The sequence below is a fragment of the Streptomyces sp. NPDC087422 genome, assembly GCF_044744145.1.
Classification (GTDB): Bacteria; Actinomycetota; Actinomycetes; order Streptomycetales; family Streptomycetaceae; genus Actinacidiphila.
The window spans coordinates 122586-141085 of record NZ_JBIUXT010000013.1; the positions used below are offsets into that span (position 1 = coordinate 122586).

The window sequence follows — 18500 nt, forward strand, 5'->3', positions numbered from 1 at the left end:
ACGGAATCAACCGCTGTGCCGGAATTGCCATCCTTCGGGTGTGTTGCGACGGTACGCCACTCCACCGTGCCAGCTCCGCCCGCGCCGGGTGCGGAAGTTGCGGAATCAGTCACACGATCGGGGGCGGACCGTCCTTGGGACGGCCGAGGACGCCGGGGCGGCGCTGCCACGGCAGCGGGCCGCCCGGCGGCCGGTACTCCACGCCCAGGGCGTCCAGTCGGGCGTAGTGGGTCCGCATCCGGGCTTCGAATTCCGGCCAGTCGCGCTCGTCGGCGGCGGGCAGGTCCGACCAGGCGACCTCGGCGAAGGCGGCGAGCCGCGGGAAGGCCATGTAGTCCAGCACCCGTACGGAGTCCATGACTTCGGTCCAGATGTTGGCCTGGGTGCCGATGACGTGCGCCGCCTCCTTCTCGGTGAGCTGCGGCGGAACCGGCTCGAAGCGGAAGACGTCCTCCAGGCCGCGGGCGTGCGCGATCGGCACCGGCTCCTCGGGGTCCTCCGACTGCCGCCAGTCCAGGTAGACATGGGTCTGGGGGCACATCACCACGTCGTGCCCGGCCTTGGCCGCCGCGATGCCGCCGGCGTATCCCTGCCACGACGACACGGCGGCGCCCTCGGCGAGGCCGCCCTCCAGGATCTCGTCCCAGCCGATCAGCCGCCGGCCGCGCTCGGTCAGCCAGTGGTCGAAGTGGCCGATCATCCAGCTCTGCAGCTCGTCCTCGTCCTCCAGGCCCAGCTCCTGCATCCGCTCCTGCGCCGAACGCGAGGCGCGCCACTGGTCCTTGGGGCACTCGTCGCCGCCGACGTGGAAGAACTCGCCGGGGAACAGCTCCAGCAGCTCGGCGAAGACGTTCTCGTAGAAGCGCAGGGTGCTCTCGGCGGGCGAGAGCACATTGGGGTTGACGCCCCACGTGGTCAGCACGGAGAGGGCCGAGGTGTCGACGACGTCGGTGTTGCCGAGCTCCGGGTACGCGGCGATGGCGGCCTGCGAGTGGCCGGGGATGTCGACCTCGGGGACGACGGTGATGTGCCGCTCGGCGGCGTACGCGACGATCTCGCGGATGTCGTCCTGGGTGTAGTAACCGCCGTGCGGGCGCTCGTCCCACAGCGGCGACTCGCGCAGCCCGACCTTCGTGCGCTCGCGCCACGCGCCGACCTCGGTCAGCTTCGGGTAGCGCTTGATCTCCACCCGCCAGCCCTGGTCGTCGGTGAGGTGGAAGTGCAGCACGTTCAGCTTGTGGGCGGCCATCAGGTCGAGGTACTTGAACACGACGTCCTTCGGCATGAAGTGCCGTGCCACGTCGAGCATGAAGCCGCGCCAGGCGAAGCGGGGGGCGTCCTGTATCTGGCAGGTCGGCACGCGCCACTCGCGCTCCCCCAGGGGCGCCCGGCGGAAGGCGTCGGCCCCCAGGAGCTGGCGCAGGGTCTGCGCGCCCCAGAAGACGCCGGCGGGGCTCCCGCCGAAGACGTGCACGCCGGAGTTGGGCGCGGCCATGATGCGGTAGCCCTCGGGGCCCAGGTCCCTGGCCACCGCGTCGTCCACCGCCAGCCGGATCACGTCCTTCCCGGACGGCTCCACCGGCGCCAGCGGCAGGCCCGTCGCTGCCGCGAGCACTCCGCGCAGCCAGCGCGCGGCGCCTTCGGCGCCGGGGGTCGCGGTGAGGGTCGTCTCGGGCCCGAGGACGAAGGCGTCGTCGGTGCCGTACGGGGTCTGATGGCGCGGGGCCGGAATGAGGTCCATGGGGGCCATCCTGACCCGTAATCCGCGATTGGCATAGACCAATCCCGCAGCTGCCTGGCCGAGGACCGTTCTCCGACCGCGGAAGCGTCATGCCTGGTCGCGCAGTTCCCGCGCCCCCGAAGAGCCCGGCTCACCCGCCCGCGGCAGACTTGCCCCGCCCGGGCGCGGGCAAAGACGACGGGCGCGGGCCCCGAGGGGCGCCGGGGGCACCTCCCAGCGGTAGCTGGGGGAGGAACCGCGCGGCCAGCCCCCACCGGCGGGGAGTGCGGGGGCTGCCGGAGCGGGGCACCGCGTACCCGGCCCGGGAAAGGCTAGAAGGCGGCAGCCGCCCTCTCGCGTTGGGCGCGCACGGCCAGCAGCACGGTGAGGGTCACACCGAGGAGCAGCCACGCCAAGTGGGCGATGGTGAGGGCCTGCCACGCGGAGTGGGGCACGTCGGGGGCGGAGGCCAGGGCGAGGGTGGCGCCCAGCAGCGCGAACACGGCCGCGAGCTGCACACGCCCGTTCCAGCTCCGCAGGAACGCGCGCTCGGCGAAGGGCCCGCCGTACCACCAGCGGACGGCGAGGCCGACGACGACCACGGCGGCCAGACCGGCCGCGGTCACGGCGGAGACCGCCCACAGCGGCCACGGCGCGCGCTGCCGTTCCTTGTCGCAGGGCAGCACGGTGGTGACCAGCGGCACCAGCGGGAGTACGGCGACGGCGTTGATCTCCCGGACCCGCCGCAGCCAGGGATCGGCGGCCAGCTCCGTACGGACGGTGGCACGGATGCCCCGCAGCCGGGCGGGCAGCGGCGTACCGGAGCGGCGCCCGGCCACCGTCAGCAGGACCACGATCAGGACCAGGGCCGCCGCGGCCCCGGCGGCGGTGGCGATGATCTGCCAGACGTCACCGGTCGCGATCCGGAAGAGCTGCACGCCCACCAGCAGGGCCACGGCGATGATCCCGGCCAGTGCCCCGCCGCGCGGCGCGGTGAGCTGGCTGGGGTCGGCGCCGAGCATCAGCGCCCGCTCCACCGCGCTCTGGTGCTCGGCGCGGTGCCGCTTGGGCACCCGGCCGAGCAGCCCGCGCCCCGAGGTCAGCGAACGGGCCAGCGCGACCTGCGCCTCGGCCTCCTGCGGGGCGAGCGCGACCGCGCGGCGGGCGGCGGCCACCGCGTCGGGCACCCGGCCGAGCCGCCGGTAGACGTCGGAGAGCAGCACCGACGGCTCCCAGCCGTCGGGGTCGGCGCCGGTGGCCCGCAGCGCGACGGTCAGCGCCGCGTGCGGCTCGTCCAGCGAGAGCAGCACGACCCCGGCCAGCACGAAGACGTCGGCCGCCTCCGCGGGCCCGGCGAGCGCCAGTGCCCAGTCGACCGACTCGCGGGCCTCGGGGCGCCGCTTCTCCTGCGCGAGGATCCAGGCGCGCAGCAGGTAGCCCGCGCTGCCGTTGCGCTCCACGAAGGCATCGCTGACGAGGGCGTGCGCCTCGGCGAACCGGCTCTGCGCGACGAGCGAGTGCACCCGCTCGCCGTCGCTCGCGTCGTCGTCGCCGGGCGCGTCCGCCGCGCCGAACGCGCCGTCGTCACCCTGACCGCTGTCCACGTCCGCCCCTGTTTCCGCCGGCGAGGAGCGCGGACGTCAGCTCTTGCCGCCGCTGCCCTTGCCGGACTTGTCCTTGTCCCCGCCGCCCAGCGGCATGCCCTCGTAGATCTCCTTGCACATCGGGCAGACCGGGTACTTCTTCGGATCGCGTCCCGGGACCCAGACCTTGCCGCAGAGCGCGACGACGGGCGTGCCTTCCAGCGCGCTCGCCATGATCTTGTCCTTCTGGACATAGTGCGCGTAGCGCTCGTGGTCGCCGTCACCATGGGAGAGCTGCGGGGTCGGCTCGACCAGAGTGCCGGTGCCCGCCCCGCGCTCGGGCTCAAGAGTGCTCATAAGACTCAAGACTAGTTGAGAGACGGATCGTCGGGATACGTGGCCACCATGGCCAGCTCATTGCGCTGCCTGCGCAGCACCGAGCGCCACAGTTGTTCGGGATCGGGCGAGGACACGTCGCCCGGCTCGGACTCGATCACGTACCAGGCGCCGTCGACCAGTTCCTTCTCCAGCTGGCCGGGCCCCCAGCCGGAATATCCGGCGAAGATCCGCAGCGAGCCCAGCTCGGCGGCGAGCAGTTCGGGCGGCGCCTCCAGGTCGACCAGGCCGATCGCGCCGTGCACCCGCCGCCAGCCCAGCGGGTCCGCGTCCTCGCCCTCGCGGACGTCGCCCGGCACCACGGCCAGGCCCAGCGCGGAGTCCAGCGAGACCGGGCCGCCCTGGAAGACCACCGGGGGCGCGCCCGCCAGCGGCGCCCAGGGCAGCAGGACGTCGCCGACGCCGACCGGCGTGGGCCGGTTCAGGACGACGCCGAGCGACCCCTCCGCGTCGTGGTCGAGGAGGAGCACCACCGCCCGGTCGAAGTTGGGGTCGGCGAGCGCCGGCGTGGCGACGAGCAGTCTTCCGGTGAGCGAGGACACCTCGGTCATGGGACACATGATCCCGCACAAACCCGCTGGGCGGAGCGGCAACCGCCACTCCCGGACATCCGCCGCTACGGCGCGACACGCGGTACGGCGCGCGCGGCAGCGGACGGTGTGCGGTCCGCCACGCACCGCGCTGTAGCGAAGTCATGACACTGGCCGAGGTTCACGGCAGCCGGGACGGGTCAGTAGGCGCATTACCATTTCTTCCTGCGCTCCGCGCGGCGAGCACCCCGGCCGCGCCCGGCCTCCCCCGTACCAACCGTTCCGAAGATCGCGAGATCCATGACCGACATCGCCGATGTACTGCTTGTTCATGGCGGAACCCCCCTCGAGGGCGAGATCCGTGTCCGCGGTGCGAAGAACCTCGTGCCCAAGGCCATGGTCGCCGCCCTGCTCGGCAGCGGACCGAGCAGACTCCGCAATGTCCCCGACATCCGTGACGTACGCGTCGTACGCGGGCTGCTCCAGCTCCACGGCGTGACGGTGCAGAGCGGTGAGGAACCGGGCGAGCTGGTCCTCGACCCGACGCGCGTCGAGAGCGCCAACGTGGCCGACATCGACGCCCACGCGGGCTCCTCCCGGATCCCGATCCTGTTCTGCGGCCCGCTGCTGCACCGGCTCGGCCACGCCTTCATCCCGGGCCTGGGCGGCTGCGACATCGGCGGCCGGCCGATCGACTTCCACTTCGACGTGCTGCGGCAGTTCGGCGCCACGATCGAGAAGCGCGCCGACGGCCAGTACCTGGAGGCGCCGCAGCGGCTGCGCGGCTGCAAGATCCGGCTGCCGTACCCGTCGGTCGGCTCGACCGAACAGGTGCTGCTCACCGCGGTGCTGGCCGAGGGCGTCACGGAGCTGTCCAACGCGGCGGTCGAGCCGGAGATCGAGGACCTGATCTGCGTCCTGCAGAAAATGGGCGCGATCATCTCGATGGACACCGACCGGACGATCCGGATCACCGGCGTCGACAAGCTCGGCGGCTACAACCACCGGGCGCTCCCCGACCGCCTCGAAGCCGCCTCCTGGGCGAGCGCGGCGCTGGCCACCGAGGGCAACATCTACGTCCGCGGCGCCCAGCAGCGGTCGATGATGACCTTCCTCAACACCTTCCGCCGGGTCGGCGGGGCCTTCGAGGTGGACGACGACGGCATCCGCTTCTGGCACCCGGGCGGCCCGCTCAACGCCATCGCGCTGGAGACCGACGTGCACCCCGGTTTCCAGACCGACTGGCAGCAGCCGCTGGTGGTGGCGCTCACCCAGGCGTCGGGCCTGTCCATCGTGCACGAGACGGTGTACGAGTCCCGGCTCGGCTTCACCTCCGCGCTCAACCAGATGGGCGCGCACATCCAGCTCTACCGCGAGTGCCTGGGCGGTTCCGCCTGCCGCTTCGGGCAGCGCAATTTCCTGCACTCCGCGGTCGTGTCGGGCCCGACCAAGCTCCAGGGCTCCGACCTGGTCATCCCCGACCTGCGCGGCGGCTTCTCGTACCTGATCGCGGCGCTGGCCGCGCAGGGCACCTCGCGCGTGCACGGCATCGACCTGATCAACCGGGGCTACGAGAACTTCCTCGCCAAGCTGGAGAGCCTGGGCGCCCACATCGAGCTGCCCCAGCCCGCGGGCGCGGTCGCTTCCTGAGCGGTACGGCGGGAGTACGGCAGCCGTACGCCCGCCGTGCGGCCCGCCCCATGCGAAAGGGCGGCTTCTCCCCCGGGAGAAGCCGCCCTTTGGCGATGTGATTACTTGCCCTTGGCGGCTTCCTTGAGCTTGGAGCCCGCCGAAACCTTCACGCTGTAGCCGGCCGCGATGTTGATCGGCTCACCGGTCTGCGGGTTACGCGCGGTCCGAGCGGCACGGTGGGTGCGCTCGAAGGTCAGGAAGCCGGGGATGGTGACCTTCTCGTCGCCCTTGGCCACGATCTCACCGACGGTCTCAGCGAACGCGGCCAGTACGGCGTCGGCGTCCTTGCGGGTCACCTCGGCGCGCTCGGACAGAGCGGCCACCAGCTCACTGCGGTTCATATCTGTACTCCCGTGTTCTTTCTGCCATGGGGGCGCGAGCTCGAAGCTGTTGCTGTGTGCCTCACTGCCCAGGTGTGCATCCTGCCCCCATATATGGGGGGAAAGCCAATCCACCGACCGCGCGAGTCGCACAAAAAACGATGCGATTGCACGGGGACACCACGGGGATGACGGATTGTCGTCACATGGTCGACGCATCGAATCCGTTTGTCGGACGGATTGTCAGACCGCCCCCGGCGCGGTCGCCGCGGCGGCCACCGCCGGTCCCTGCGCCTTGGCCGCGTCGCGTACGGCGTCGGCGACCGCGCCCGCGACCTTGTCGTTGAAGACGCTGGGGACGATGTAGTTGGCGTTCAGCTCGCCCTCCCCCACCACGTCCGCGAGGGCGTGCGCGGCGGCCAGCATCATCTCGGTGTTCACAGTGCGGGACTGGGCGTCCAGCAGGCCGCGGAAGACGCCGGGGAAGACCAGGACGTTGTTGATCTGGTTGGGGAAGTCGCTGCGCCCGGTGGCGACCACGGCGGCGGTCTCGCGGGCCACGCCCGGGTCCACCTCGGGGTCGGGGTTGGCGAGCGCGAAGACGATCGCGCCGTCCGCCATCCGCGCCACGTCCGTACCGTCCAGGACGTTGGGCGCGGAGACGCCGATGAAGACGTCGGCGCCGGTCACGGCCTCCTTCAGGGTGCCGCTGACGCCCTCGGGGTTGGTGTTGTCGGCGATCCAGCGCAGCGGCGAGTCCGGCGACGCCTCCACCAGGTCGTCGCGGTCGCAGTGCACCACGCCGTGGATGTCGGCGACCACCGCGTGCTTCACTCCGGCGGCCAGCAGCAGCTTGAGGATGGCCGTACCGGCCGCGCCCGCGCCGGACATGACGACGCGTACGTCGCCGATCTGTTTGCCGACCACGCGCAGCGCGTTGGTGAGCGCGGCGAGCACCACGATGGCGGTGCCGTGCTGGTCGTCGTGGAAGACCGGGATGTCCAGCGCCTCGCGCAGCCGGGCCTCGATCTCGAAGCAGCGCGGCGCGGAGATGTCCTCCAGGTTGATGCCCGCGAAGCCGGGGGCGATGGCCTTGACGATCGCCACGATCTCGTCGGTGTCCTGGGTGTCGAGGCACAGCGGCCAGGCGTCGATGCCGGCGAAGCGCTTGAAGAGGGCCGCCTTGCCCTCCATGACCGGCAGCGCGGCCTTCGGGCCGATGTTGCCGAGGCCGAGGACGGCGGAGCCGTCGGTGACGACGGCCACGCTGTTGCGCTTGATGGTCAGGCGGCGCGCGTCCTCGGGGTTCTCCGCGATGGCCATGCAGACCCGGGCGACGCCGGGGGTGTAGATCATGGAGAGGTCGTCACGGTTGCGGATCGGGTGCTTGGACTGCATCTCGATCTTGCCGCCGAGGTGCATGAGGAACGTACGGTCGGAGACCTTGCTCACGGCGACGCCCTCGATGCCGCGGAGCTTGCCGACGATCTCGTCGGCGTGCGCGGTGGAGCTGGCGGCGACGGTGACGTCGATGCGGAGCATGTCGTGGCCCGACGCGGTGACGTCCAGGCCGGTGACCGAACCGCCCGAGGACTCCACCGCGGTGGTGAGCTGGCTGACCGCGGTCCCGCTGGCGGGGACCTCCAGCCGTACCGTGATCGAGTACGAGACGCTTGGCGCCGTTGCCATGACGGACCTTCTTCCGGTTCCTCTGCTGCTGGTGGTGCTGCCCGTCGATCGTTGCACCTACCGACGGGTACGCGTAAACCCGCGTGGGGTGAAGATTGGAAGAATACTTCCGCGATGCGGGAGCGGCGCAACCGGGTGGACCGAAGAAGAGATTTTCGTCCGCCGGGAAGAGGTTCCCGTAGCCGTTTGTTAGCCTGAGTACGGCACCGGTTCGATCCAAGCCCCCGGGCCCAACCTTAGGCGCTTCGAGCGCCCACTTGCCGCGAGGCGAGCATGGCGGGCCGGTGTCGTGAACGTCACGTGGGCGCCCCCTCTTCCGGAGGGGGCGCCCACGGCGTTTTCGGACCCGTGCCAGGACCCGTTGCCGGGCCCGTGCCAGGACCCGCTTCTCGGACCCGTTGTCGGACCCCGGCGCCCGGTCAGGGGCGCAGCAGGTCCGGCACTCCCTCGGCGTCCGGCAGATCGCCCTCGGCCGCGAGGACCATCAGGCGTTGCGTCGCCCGCGTCAGGGCCACGTACAGCACCCTCAGCCCCGCGGGCGACTCCTCCGCGATCTCGGCGGGGGACACCACGAGCGTGGCGTCGTACTCCAGGCCCTTGGCCTCCAGGCTGCCGAGCGCCACGACGCGCTCGCCGAGCCCTTCGAGCCAACCGCGGGCCTGGGCGCGGCGGTTCATGGCGACGACGACGCCGACCGTGCCGTCCACCTCCTCCAACAGCCGCGCGGCGCACCGGCGTACGTCCGCGCCGAGGTCGTCGCCCGCGACCGCGTACTGCGGCAGGACACCGGTGGAGCGCACGGCGCGCGGCGACTGCATGCCGGGCATGGCGAGCGCCAGCACGGTGGCGGCGACCTCCGCGATCTCGGCGGGGTTGCGGTAGTTGACGGTGAGGGTGAAGCGCCGCCGGGGCCGGGTGCCGAGCGCCTCGTCGCGCGCCCGCGCCGCCTCGTCCACGTCCGTCCAGGAACTCTGCGCCGGGTCGCCGACGATCGTCCAGGTGGCCGTACGGCCGCGGCGCCCGACCATCCGCCACTGCATCGGCGTCAGGTCCTGCGCCTCGTCCACGATGACGTGCGCGTACTCGGTGCGCTCCTCGTCCAGCCGCTCGGCCCGGCTGCGGCGGCCCGCGTCGTGCCGGTCGGCGAAGGTCGTCACCTCGTCCAGGCCGGTGAGCTGGTCCAGCGGGTCCGCCTCGCGGCGCTTGGGGCGCGGCACCGGGCCGAGCAGCGTGTCGAGTTCGTCCAGCAGCGCCACGTCGTGCGCGGTGGCGCCGGTCCTGCGCAGCGAGCGCGCCACCCGGCGGACCTCCGGCGGGGACAGCACCCGGCGCGCCCAGCGGGCCAGCCGCTTCTCGTCGGCGAGCGCGGCCAGCACGGCGCGCGGCTGGAGCACCGGCCACCAGGCGTCGAGGAAGTCGGTGAAGTCCTGCTCGGTGCTGATGTCCTCGTCGAAGCCCTGGCGTTCCTCCGCGGCCAGCTCCGGATCGTCGAAGCGGCGGCCGGTCTTGCGCCACAGCGCGTCCAGCAGCAGGCGGCGGGCGCGCGGGCGCAGCAGATTGACGGGCGCGGTGCCGCCGAGGGTGTTGTGGCGGATGCCCGCCAGTTCCTGCTCGGACAGCTCCACGCGGCGGCCGAAGGCGACCACGCGCAGCGTCGCCGGGCGGCCGGGCGTCAGGTCGAGCGCGCCGCGGGCCGCGTTGCGCAGCACCTTCTGCATCCGCAGCGAGCCCTTGATCCGGGCGACCGCGGGCTCGTCGTACAGATCGGCGGAGACGCCGTCGACCAGCGAGCCGACGGCGCGGATCGCGACCTGGCCCTCCTCGCCGAGCGACGGCAGCACGCCCTCGGTGTACGACACCAGCAGCGGGGTCGGGCTGACGCACAGGATGCCGCCCGCGTACCGCCGCCGGTCCTGGTAGAGCAGGTACGCGGCCCGGTGCAGGGCGACCGCGGTCTTGCCGGTGCCGGGGCCGCCGGTCACCTCGGTGACGGACGCGGCGGGCGCCCTGATCACCATGTCCTGCTCGGCCTGGATGCTCGCCACGATGTCCCGCATGGTGTGGCTGCGGGCCTGGCCGAGGGCCGCCATCAGGGCGCCGTCGCCGACGACCGGCAGCCCGGTGGTCAGCTCGGGTCGCAGCAGGTCGTCCTCGACGCCGAGCACCTTGCGGCCCTTGGAGCGGATCACCCGGCGGCGCACCACCCGCCCCGGCGCGACCGGGGTGGAGCGGTAGAAGGGCGCGGCGGCCGGGGCCCGCCAGTCGATGACCAGCGGCGCGTACTCGCTGTCCAGGACGCCGATCCGGCCGATGTGCAGGGTCTCGGCGATGTCGGCGGTCCGGTCCTCGCGGACGGCGTCGTCGGCGGGTTCGACGGAGGTGAAGGCGCCGTCGGCGCCCTTCTTGCCGTCCTTGCCCCGCAGCAGGTCGATCCGGCCGAAGAGGAAGTCCTCGAACTCGCTGTTCAGCCGGTTGAGGTGGACCCCCGCGCGGAAGACCTGCGCGTCGCGTTCGGCGAGCGCGCCCGGCGTGCCGACGTGGCCGCGCTGGGCGGCGTCCTTCATCAGGAACTCGGCTTCGTCGATCTTCTCTTCGAGGCGGTGGTACACCCGGTCCAGATGCGCCTGCTCGACGGCGATCTCCTGATCCCGGACCCCCAGGTGGGCTGTGGTCTGCGCGGCCACGCAGGACCCCCTTCTTCATTGCGTCATGCGCCGCCCACGTACGTGACGGGGCACGTGGGGCAGCCTGCAACCGTACGCGACCTGCGGGCTTCTGCACACTCCGCCGTGCGGTCGGGTCTGAGGCGCGGTCAGTTTTCCGGCGGGCCGGGGACCCCGGCGGGTCAGCCCTGGGGCGAGGTGAGAGTCCCGCGCGTGGTGGTGCGACGGCGGTGCCGGGCGACGCGCTCGCGGTTTCCGCAGATCTCGCTGCTGCACCAGCGGCGGCGCCGGCCGCGGGAGGTGTCGAGGTAGACCAGCGAGCAGTTCTCGCCCTCGCAGCGGCGCAGTTGCGTACGGGCCAGCGGGTCGGTCAGCAGCGCGACGGCGTCGCGGGCGACGGCCGCGAGCAGTCCGGCGGGCTCCGGGGGCGCGGCCAGCGTACGGATCAGGGCGCCGCCCTCGCCGGTGACCGCGCGCGGGGCGGGCGGGGCGGCCAGCGCCGTCGCGTTCAGCTCGGCGATGTCGGCGGCGGCGGGCCGCTCACCGGCCACCTCGGCGGTCACGACCCGGCAGACGACGGCGCGCAGGCCGCGGAATCCGCTCAGCCAGCCGTCGTCCACGGCGAGGTCCGGCCGCGCCGCCTCCCCGGGCGCGCGCGGCACCAGGCCGGTCCCGTACAGCCACGCCGCCAGCCGGTCGGGCGTGCCGAGCCGCTCCCGCTCGGGGCGGCCGGTGCGGGTGGCGACGAGATCGAGACACAGCCGGCCGGTGTCGAACCGTAGCGGGCTCGTTCCACTCATGGTCAGCCGCCTTCCCGCCCGCCCGTCACCTTCCCCCCAGGGTGCCCGGCGGCCGTCGCGGGGTCTAGGGCGTGTCCGGCGGATCATGGGCGGTCCAGGCGGCGCCTGGCGCGTGCGAGCGCAAGGCGCCGGGATGGCCTCATAGCGGAGCTATTCGGGTATTCCGGCAACGCGGCGGGCGTGCGTGCCAGGGGTCGAAGGGGCCGTTCGTGATCCGCCGGACAGGCCCTCGGGCGTGTCAGGACCGCTGTGGCCGCGCTTGCCTGACCGGCTTACGGCGCCGAGCCGTATTTGTCGTCCGCGTGCGGGTCGAGGGAGAGCCGGTAGCCGCGCTTGACGACGGTCTGGATCAGCTGGGGGGCGCCGAGTGCGGTACGGAGCCGGGCCATGGCGGTCTCGACGGCGTGTTCGTCGCGGCCGGAGCCGGGCAGGGCGCGCAGCAGGTCGCCGCGGGCGACGACCCAGCCGGGGCGGCGGGCCAGCGCCCGCAGCAGGGCCATGCCCGCGGGCGGCACCGGCCGCAGCGTCCCGTCCACGACGACGGCGTGCCCGCGGATCTCGACGTGGTGCCCGGCGACGGGCAACGGCCTTACGCGGCAAGGCAGTTCGCTGGCGATGAGCTGCACCAGCGGTCCGAGCCTGAAGCGTTCGGGGTGCCGGGTGGGCACGTCGTGGCCCTGGAGCGGCAGCGCGGTGACCGGGCCGACGCAGGCGGTCATGACGTCGTGGCGGAGCGCCGCGAGGAGTGCGTCGCAACGGCCGCGCTGCCGGGCCCGGTCGAGGAAGGAGGCGGCGGCCGGGGCGCTGGTGAAGCTCAGCGCGTCGACCGACCGGGACAGGACGGCGTCGAGCAACCGGTCGACGGGCCCGAGGTCTTCGGGCGGCATCCAGCGGTAGACCGGCACCGCCACGACGGTCGCCCCTGCCGCCCGCAGCGACTCGATGAAGCCGGGCAGCGGCTCGCCGTGCAGCTGGACGGCGACGGTGCGGCCCTCGACTCCCTGCTCCAGCAGGCGTTCCAGGACCTCGGCCATCGATTCCGAGGCCGGTGACCACGCCTCGCGCAGCCCGGCCGCGCGCACCGCGCCGCGCACCTTGGGCCCGCGGGCGAGAAGTTCGACCTCACCGAGCCTGCGCAGCAGCGCCTCGCCCAGGCCCCAGCCGTCGGCGGCCTCGATCCAGCCGCGGAAGCCGATCGCGGTGGTGGCGACCACGATGTCGGGTGCGTCGGCGACGAGTCGCCTGGTGGTCTCCAGCAGTTCGGTGTCGTCGGGCAGCGGCAGGATGCGCAGGACGGGCGCCCGCAGCACGACCGCGCCGCGCCGCTCCAGCAGCGCGGCCAGCTCGTCGGCTCTGCGGGCCGCCGTCACCCCGACGGTGAACCCGGCCAGGGGCGGCACCCCGCCGCCCCGGCCCGGATCGCTGTTCCTGGTCGCCTGCGCCTGCATGGCTCCGCCCCACTTTTGCTGGAGTTACGCGTGCCGGACGGCGGGCGGACCGTCCCTGATCCGCCGCCGCCCTCCCGGCCACCCCGCCGGAGCCGCATCGTCCCAAGACGGGGTGACGGGGTCGATTCACCGGGATGACCCGGATGTTACGGACGCTTCCGCCGCTCACACCCGCGCGCGGACGGCGGTCCCGGCAGGCGCCGTCCGCCCGGCCCCGCCCGCCGCCCGCGCCGGTCGCCGCAGGTATACGGCCCATGTGACGGCGTAACAGAGCGCGGAGGAGGCGAGGAAGGAGAACGAAGGCGGGGAAGGAGACAAGGCGGGGGTGGACTGTCGGGCCCGACCCTGGAAACGGCCGCATGACCGCCCCGCGCCCCGAGGTGACACGAGCGCAACCATGCGCTCACCCGCGTCCGCACCCGGCTGTGCGCCGGCCCTCGTGGGGGGGGGAGTCGGGGCTGGGTGCCAGGGCTTGGTGCCGGGGCCGGGTCTCAGAGCCAGCCGCGGCGGGCCGCCTGCCAGGCGAGCTGGGTGCGGGTGGTGGCGCCCGCCAGTTCCATCATGCTCTGCACGCGCCGCTGGAGGGTGCGGCGGCTGAGGTTCATCTGGGTGGCTATCGCCTTGTCCGCGACCCCGGCGACCATCAGCGACAGCAGCCGCCGGTCGGTGGACGACAACGGGTCCGCGGGGCCGACGTCGGCCGCGCCGGTGACCGCGCCCGAGGCGTCGACGTGCAGCGGTACGGCGTCCTCCCAGTAACGCTCGAAGAGCGCGATGAGCGCGTCGAGGAGGCTGCTGTCGCGGACCAGCGCGGTGGACGGTTCCTCGGGGCTGCCGTGCGGGCCGCCGGGGACCAGCGGGAAGATCGCCACCGAGCGGTCGGCGACGGCCAGCCGCAGCGGGAGGTGCGGGACGGCGCGGGCGATCTCGCCCTTCCGCACAGCCGCCGCGATGTTGCCGACGGCGCTCTCGTCGTCGAAGAAGTCCCGTTCGTAGAGCACCCGGTAGCGGACCCCGCGCTCCAGCGCGTCGAACTCGGCGGTGTTGCTGCCCGACGGCATCGCCACGTACTGCGCCTTGCAGAACCACAGCATCTCGTCGCGCGCGTCCGCCTGGATCTGCCGCAGCCGCTGGCGCAGCGCCTCCGCCCCGGTGATGACCTCGATCAGCAGCCCGGCGTCCCGGCGGCGCGCGGTGGCCCGGTAGCTCTCCAGCAGGTCGGCCGCCGCCGAGCGCGCCAGGTCCAGGGCGTCGGCCCGGTGCTTGAGCTGCGGCAGCAGCGCCACATCCGGCGGGTAGGCCCGGTAGCGCGGCGGCCGGCCGTCGGAGGCGCTGGCCATGGCCTTGGCGACGAGACCGGTCAGCGCCGACAGCGCGGTGTCCGGGCTCAGGCCCGAGTACTCCGCGATCTCCCGCGCCGAGGCGCTGTCCATCGTCACCAGCAGCCGGTACGCGGCCTCTTCGGCGTCGGTGATCCCGGCGGCCTCCAGGGCCATGGCACCCTCCTCGCGGGTACGGGGGCTGGGTGAGCAGCCACCGTACTACGAGCGGAGATCACCACCGCGGCCCGGCGAAGCCCGTGCCGGGAGCACGCGCCGGAACCACGTACCGGAACCACGGGCGCCGGAACCACGCGCGCCGGAACCACGCGCCGGGGCGAGCGGGCACCCCACTGGCCCGCTCGCCCCGGCTGTCGAGGTGGCGTCGGATCAGCGCCACCGGCTCACGTGCCCGTTCACCCCCGCCACAGATACGCGCGGCGTACGGTCTGCCGCACCTGGTCGCCCGCGGCGTCGCGCGCGGTGACCCGCAGCGTCACGTACGCATCGCCCCTGGAGTGGGCCGACTTGGTGAGCCGGGCGTCGAAGGTGTTGTGACCTCGGGCGTCCACGCGCGCGCCGGTCCAGGTCCGCCCGTCGTCGTACGACGCCTGGACCTCGACCTTCACGCCGGTCGGCACGGCCGCCCCGTCCTGGGCGCGGACGGTGAGACCCACGGTGTGCGAACTGCCCTTGCGCACCGCGTTCCAGGCGTCGACCGGTACCGCGTAGTCGACCTGGAGCAGCGGCAGCAGCGTCGGTCGCGCCGCGGTGCCGGAGCGGAACCACCACGAGGTGCTGGTGTCGGTGGCGTAGCGCCACTCCGGGGAGACCCGTGAAGTCGCCACGTCCAGGCGGTAGTCGGCGGTGCCCGCGGGCACTTCGAGGTCGGCCCACGGGGAGTCGGCGGCGGCGATCCGCCGGCCGTCGCGGAAGAGGGTGGCCTTGGCGGAGTCGCCCTCGACGGGGGCGTCCCGCCCGCCGCTCGTGCCGGAGGCCGTACGCGTACCGGAGGCCGGGCTCGTACCGGCCGCCGTGCCGAAGCCGCCGAAGTCGCCGCCGACCGCCGCGCGTGCCCAGTGTCCGGCGCCGGAGTCGGTGAACTCCGGTATGCGCAGGTCGAGTACGTCGCCGTTGCGCACGCTCGGGTTGCGCGTGCCGCGCGGGATCGAGGGCCGCACCACGGCCTGCTGCCACGCCTGGTCGGGCTGCTTGCCCGCCCGGTAGGTGGTGGTCGTGTCGACCATGCCGGCCAGCAGCGGCTGGTCGATGTCGAAGGTCGTCTCCTGGTTGACCCGGTGCATCCACCAGGTGCCGTTGGCGCTGACGTACTCGGTACGGGTCACGCCCGTCGGCACGTTCCGCGTCGCCTCCCACGCGAAGTTCTGGTACGGCCGCCACGCGAAGCGCTGCTCGGCGGCCCACGGGGCGCCGCCGTTCTCGGCGTACGTCGTCCTGATCACCGCGCTGTTGGCGGCGGTGACGGTGTGGACGACGCGCTGCGGGATCTGCTGCGCGGACGTCTGGAACACGTCGTACAGATACGGGCTGACCGCCGTGCCGCCGATCCGTACGGTGACGGTCTTCACCGGCTTCTTCGCCAGTCGCGCCAGCAGCGCGTCACCGGCCGCCTTCCCGATCCGTATCGTCGGCACCGCGTTGCGCTCGCCGGTCGGGTACCAGCGGGTCCAGCCGAAGTCGGAGAAGTGCACGATCATCAGTCCGCGCACGCCCGCCTTGGCCGCGGCTGCCGCCAACTCCCTTTCTCCCTCGCCGGATTCGTTGCGGATGACGGCCAGCTTGCCGCGCGCCCCGCTGAAGTCCGGCGCTTCCAGGGAGCCCGCGTCGACCGCCGTCAGATTCACGCCCTTGCTGTCGAAGAGCGGTGAGTACGAGGTGTAGTAGCTCTTCAGCCTCAGTCCCGTGCCCGGCGCCTCGGTGGTGAGCTGCGGCGCGGCGAGCTGCCAGCGGGAGGAGAACTCGAAGTCGCCGTCGGTGACCTTCGTCGTGGGGCTGACGTAGAGCTTGCTGAGGATGCCGGTGAAGAACTCCTCGCTCTCGGTGAGGCCCCTGCCCTCGATCTGACGGTACGTCTGGTAGTAGGGGGTGCCGCTCTGTTCGGCGGGCCGCGGCGTACGGATCTCGACCTGCGTGGTCCTGCGGGCGTCCACGGTCACGGCCGTGTCCTTGGTGAGCCTCACCTCGGGCAGCACGACCAGCCGTTCCTCCATGCCGTCGTCCGTCATCTCCTGGAAAGACGCGCGGACTTGGTACGTGCCCTCTTCGAGGTCGGAGGCGGAGGTGCCCTTGCTGTCGCCCGACGGGTACAGCAGACCGCTCGCGCCCCAGATGCTGATGGTGGGGTGGGCCGGAGCGCCGTGCGCGTCGTAGGCGGTGACGGTCAGGGTGTGCAGCGGGCCGTGGGCGACCAGGCCGAGCGTGGTGTGGACGGGTGCTCCCGCCGTGCCCCCGGCCGGTGTCGCCGTCAGATAGCCGTAGTAGGAGCCGTACGTCACCTTGGCCGGGTCGAGGGTGAGGTCGGCGCGGGCGGTGCCGTGGGCGGGGACGGTGACCTTCGTCGCGGCGGCGGAACCGTCGCCGATCCGTACCGCGCCCGCGTTCACCGCCCGGCCGCCCGACGTCCTGAGCGCCAGGCCCAGCGTCAACGTGACCGGCGCGGCGGAGGTGTTGGTGTACGTGACCGGGTAGGTGGCCTTCGGGTCGGTCGCGTGGATGTCGCCGAGGAAGACGGTGCCGGTCGCGGTGAGCGTGCCGAGCGCCGCCGCCGACACGTCGATCCGGCCGCCGCCCTGGTCGGTCACGGCCTGCCCGTCCACGGTGTGCGCGGTGCTGATCAGCGCGTCCTTGAGTTGGCGCGCGGTCCAGTCCGGGTGCCGCTGCGCCAACAGGGCCGCGGCGCCCGCCACATGCGGGGTCGCCATCGACGTCCCCGAAAGGCTGACGTAGTACGGGTCGACCGGGTCGCCGAGCGTCGTGCCGCTCGCGCGGGCCGCCACGATGTCCACGCCGGGCGCGGTGACATCGGGCTTGACGGCGCCGTCGCCGTAGCGCGGGCCGCGGCTGGAGAAGTTCGCCAGCGCGTCCTTGCCGTCGACCGCGCCGACGGTCAGCGCGTCGTCGGCGACGCCCGGGATGCCCACGGTCCGCTGCCCGTTCTCGCCGTTGTTGCCCGCCGCGACGACGAAGAGGGTGCCGCTGGCCTCGCTGATCTCGTTCAGCGCCAGGCTCATCGGGTCGGTGCCGTCGCTCTCGTCGTCGGCGCCCAGGCTCATGTTGACGACCTTGGCGCCCTGGTCGGCCGCCCACTGCATGCCCGCGATGACCTGCGAGTCGTAGCCGTAGCCGTCGTCCCCGAGGACCTTGCCGACCAGCAGGTTCGCGGCTTTGGCGACGCCCTTGCGGGCACCGCCAGAGGCCGCTCCCGTACCGCCGACGATGGACGCCACGTGCGTACCGTGTCCGAAGTGGTCGCCGGTGCCGGTCGGGCTCCCGGTGAAGTCCTCGGCCTTCGCGACGCGGTCCTTGAGGTCGGGGTGGGTCTGGTCGACGCCGGTGTCCAGCACCGCGACCTTGACGCCCGCGCCCTCGTATCCCGCCTTCCACAGCGGCGGCGCGCCGATCTGGTCCATGCTGTCCGCCGCCGCCCGGACCCGGCCGTCGAGCCAGATCTTCGGGACGGCGGCGGCCTTCACGGTGTCGGCCGGCCCGGTGCCGGCCGCCGCGGTGCCGGTCTTCCCGGTGTCCGTTCCCGCGGGCACGATCTGCTGCCAGAAGGCGGCGAGCTTCGCGTCGGGGACGGTGAGGGAGTGGGCCCCGATGCTGCCCAGGTCATGGGTGGGGGCGCCGGGCGCGGCCAGCGCGGTCAGCCGGTCGGCCGCCGCTCCCCCGGACCCCGCGACGATCAGCGGCAGCGAGGCCCGGTGCTCCTCGTCGTACCGCTGCTCCACCAGCGCCGTCACGTCGAACAGCCGCCGGTCAAGCCGCCCCGACCGTACGAGGGGGTCGGCGTCCGACGGCAGCACGGTCAGCCGCCCGTCGGCGTCCGAGGTGTGGAAGACGACGCGCTCCCGTCCGGCGCCCGGCTCGACGGAGGCGGTGTGCCGGCCGTCCGCGGTCGTCGTCACCCGCACCCGGTCGCCGGTGATCAGCCGAACCGTGGCGGTGCTGTCGGGGGTTGTCCCCGGCTGTGCGCCCGACGTCGGTACGGGTTCGGCGCCGGGTACGGCGACGGCCGCGGTGGGTACGGCGGCGGAGACGGCCAGGATCAGCCCTGTCGACACGACCGCCGCGAAGCGGGTTCGTCTCATCGGTCCAGCCCC

The 18500-nt window shown here is 73.1% G+C and carries 12 protein-coding genes; 1 reads left to right on the plus strand and 11 read right to left on the minus strand.

The window, feature by feature from the left end; translation table 11 throughout:
• Positions 1-109: 109 nt before the first annotated feature.
• The 4 genes from ACIO6U_RS31230 to ACIO6U_RS31245 all read right to left on the minus strand — a co-directional run bounded on the left by ACIO6U_RS31230 (position 110) and on the right by ACIO6U_RS31245 (position 4250).
• Positions 110-1741 (minus strand): beta-N-acetylhexosaminidase, encoded by a 1632-nt coding sequence (locus ACIO6U_RS31230; protein ID WP_355343003.1) that lies wholly within the window; start codon positions 1739-1741, stop codon positions 110-112.
• A 311-nt stretch (positions 1742-2052) separates the two neighbouring features.
• Positions 2053-3324: a hypothetical protein gene (locus tag ACIO6U_RS31235; protein WP_355343000.1), complete on the minus strand. Its 1272-nt coding sequence runs from the start codon at positions 3322-3324 to the stop codon at positions 2053-2055.
• Positions 3325-3360: 36 nt separating this feature from the next.
• On the minus strand, positions 3361-3660 hold the full coding sequence (locus ACIO6U_RS31240) for a DUF3039 domain-containing protein (protein WP_093716639.1): 300 nt from the start codon (positions 3658-3660) through the stop codon (positions 3361-3363).
• 11 nt (positions 3661-3671) lie between these two features.
• Positions 3672-4250, minus strand: a complete 579-nt coding sequence (locus tag ACIO6U_RS31245) for a YqgE/AlgH family protein (protein ID WP_188284071.1) — start codon at positions 4248-4250, stop codon at positions 3672-3674.
• 279 nt (positions 4251-4529) lie between these two features.
• Here ACIO6U_RS31245 and murA point away from each other — a divergent pair, with 279 nt between their 5' ends.
• Entirely contained in the window at positions 4530-5879 is a 1350-nt protein-coding gene (gene murA / locus ACIO6U_RS31250) for a UDP-N-acetylglucosamine 1-carboxyvinyltransferase (RefSeq protein ID WP_391117355.1), read from the plus strand.
• 101 nt (positions 5880-5980) lie between these two features.
• Here the strand turns inward: murA and ACIO6U_RS31255 are convergent, their stop codons facing one another.
• From ACIO6U_RS31255 to ACIO6U_RS31285, 7 genes are all read right to left on the minus strand, one after another.
• Positions 5981-6262, minus strand: a complete 282-nt coding sequence (locus ACIO6U_RS31255; protein WP_355342991.1) for an HU family DNA-binding protein — start codon at positions 6260-6262, stop codon at positions 5981-5983.
• Between the two features lie 222 nt (positions 6263-6484).
• Positions 6485-7930, minus strand: coding sequence for a malic enzyme-like NAD(P)-binding protein (locus tag ACIO6U_RS31260; RefSeq protein ID WP_391047160.1), 1446 nt, complete (start codon positions 7928-7930; stop codon positions 6485-6487).
• Between the two features lie 419 nt (positions 7931-8349).
• On the minus strand, positions 8350-10614 hold the full coding sequence (locus ACIO6U_RS31265) for a UvrD-helicase domain-containing protein (RefSeq protein WP_391047162.1): 2265 nt from the start codon (positions 10612-10614) through the stop codon (positions 8350-8352).
• A 161-nt stretch (positions 10615-10775) separates the two neighbouring features.
• Positions 10776-11393 carry an ABATE domain-containing protein gene (locus tag ACIO6U_RS31270; protein ID WP_355342982.1) on the minus strand — a complete coding sequence of 206 codons (618 nt, stop codon included), beginning with the start codon at positions 11391-11393 and terminating at the stop codon, positions 10776-10778.
• Positions 11394-11665: 272 nt separating this feature from the next.
• Positions 11666-12841 carry a uroporphyrinogen-III synthase gene (locus tag ACIO6U_RS31275; protein ID WP_401724194.1) on the minus strand — a complete coding sequence of 392 codons (1176 nt, stop codon included), beginning with the start codon at positions 12839-12841 and terminating at the stop codon, positions 11666-11668.
• A 491-nt stretch (positions 12842-13332) separates the two neighbouring features.
• The gene (locus tag ACIO6U_RS31280; RefSeq protein WP_391117364.1) at positions 13333-14337 is read right to left on the minus strand and encodes a helix-turn-helix domain-containing protein; all 1005 of its coding nucleotides are present in this window, start codon (positions 14335-14337) and stop codon (positions 13333-13335) included.
• 239 nt (positions 14338-14576) lie between these two features.
• Entirely contained in the window at positions 14577-18488 is a 3912-nt protein-coding gene (locus tag ACIO6U_RS31285) for a S8 family serine peptidase (protein WP_401724197.1), read from the minus strand.
• Positions 18489-18500: the final 12 nt, after the last annotated feature.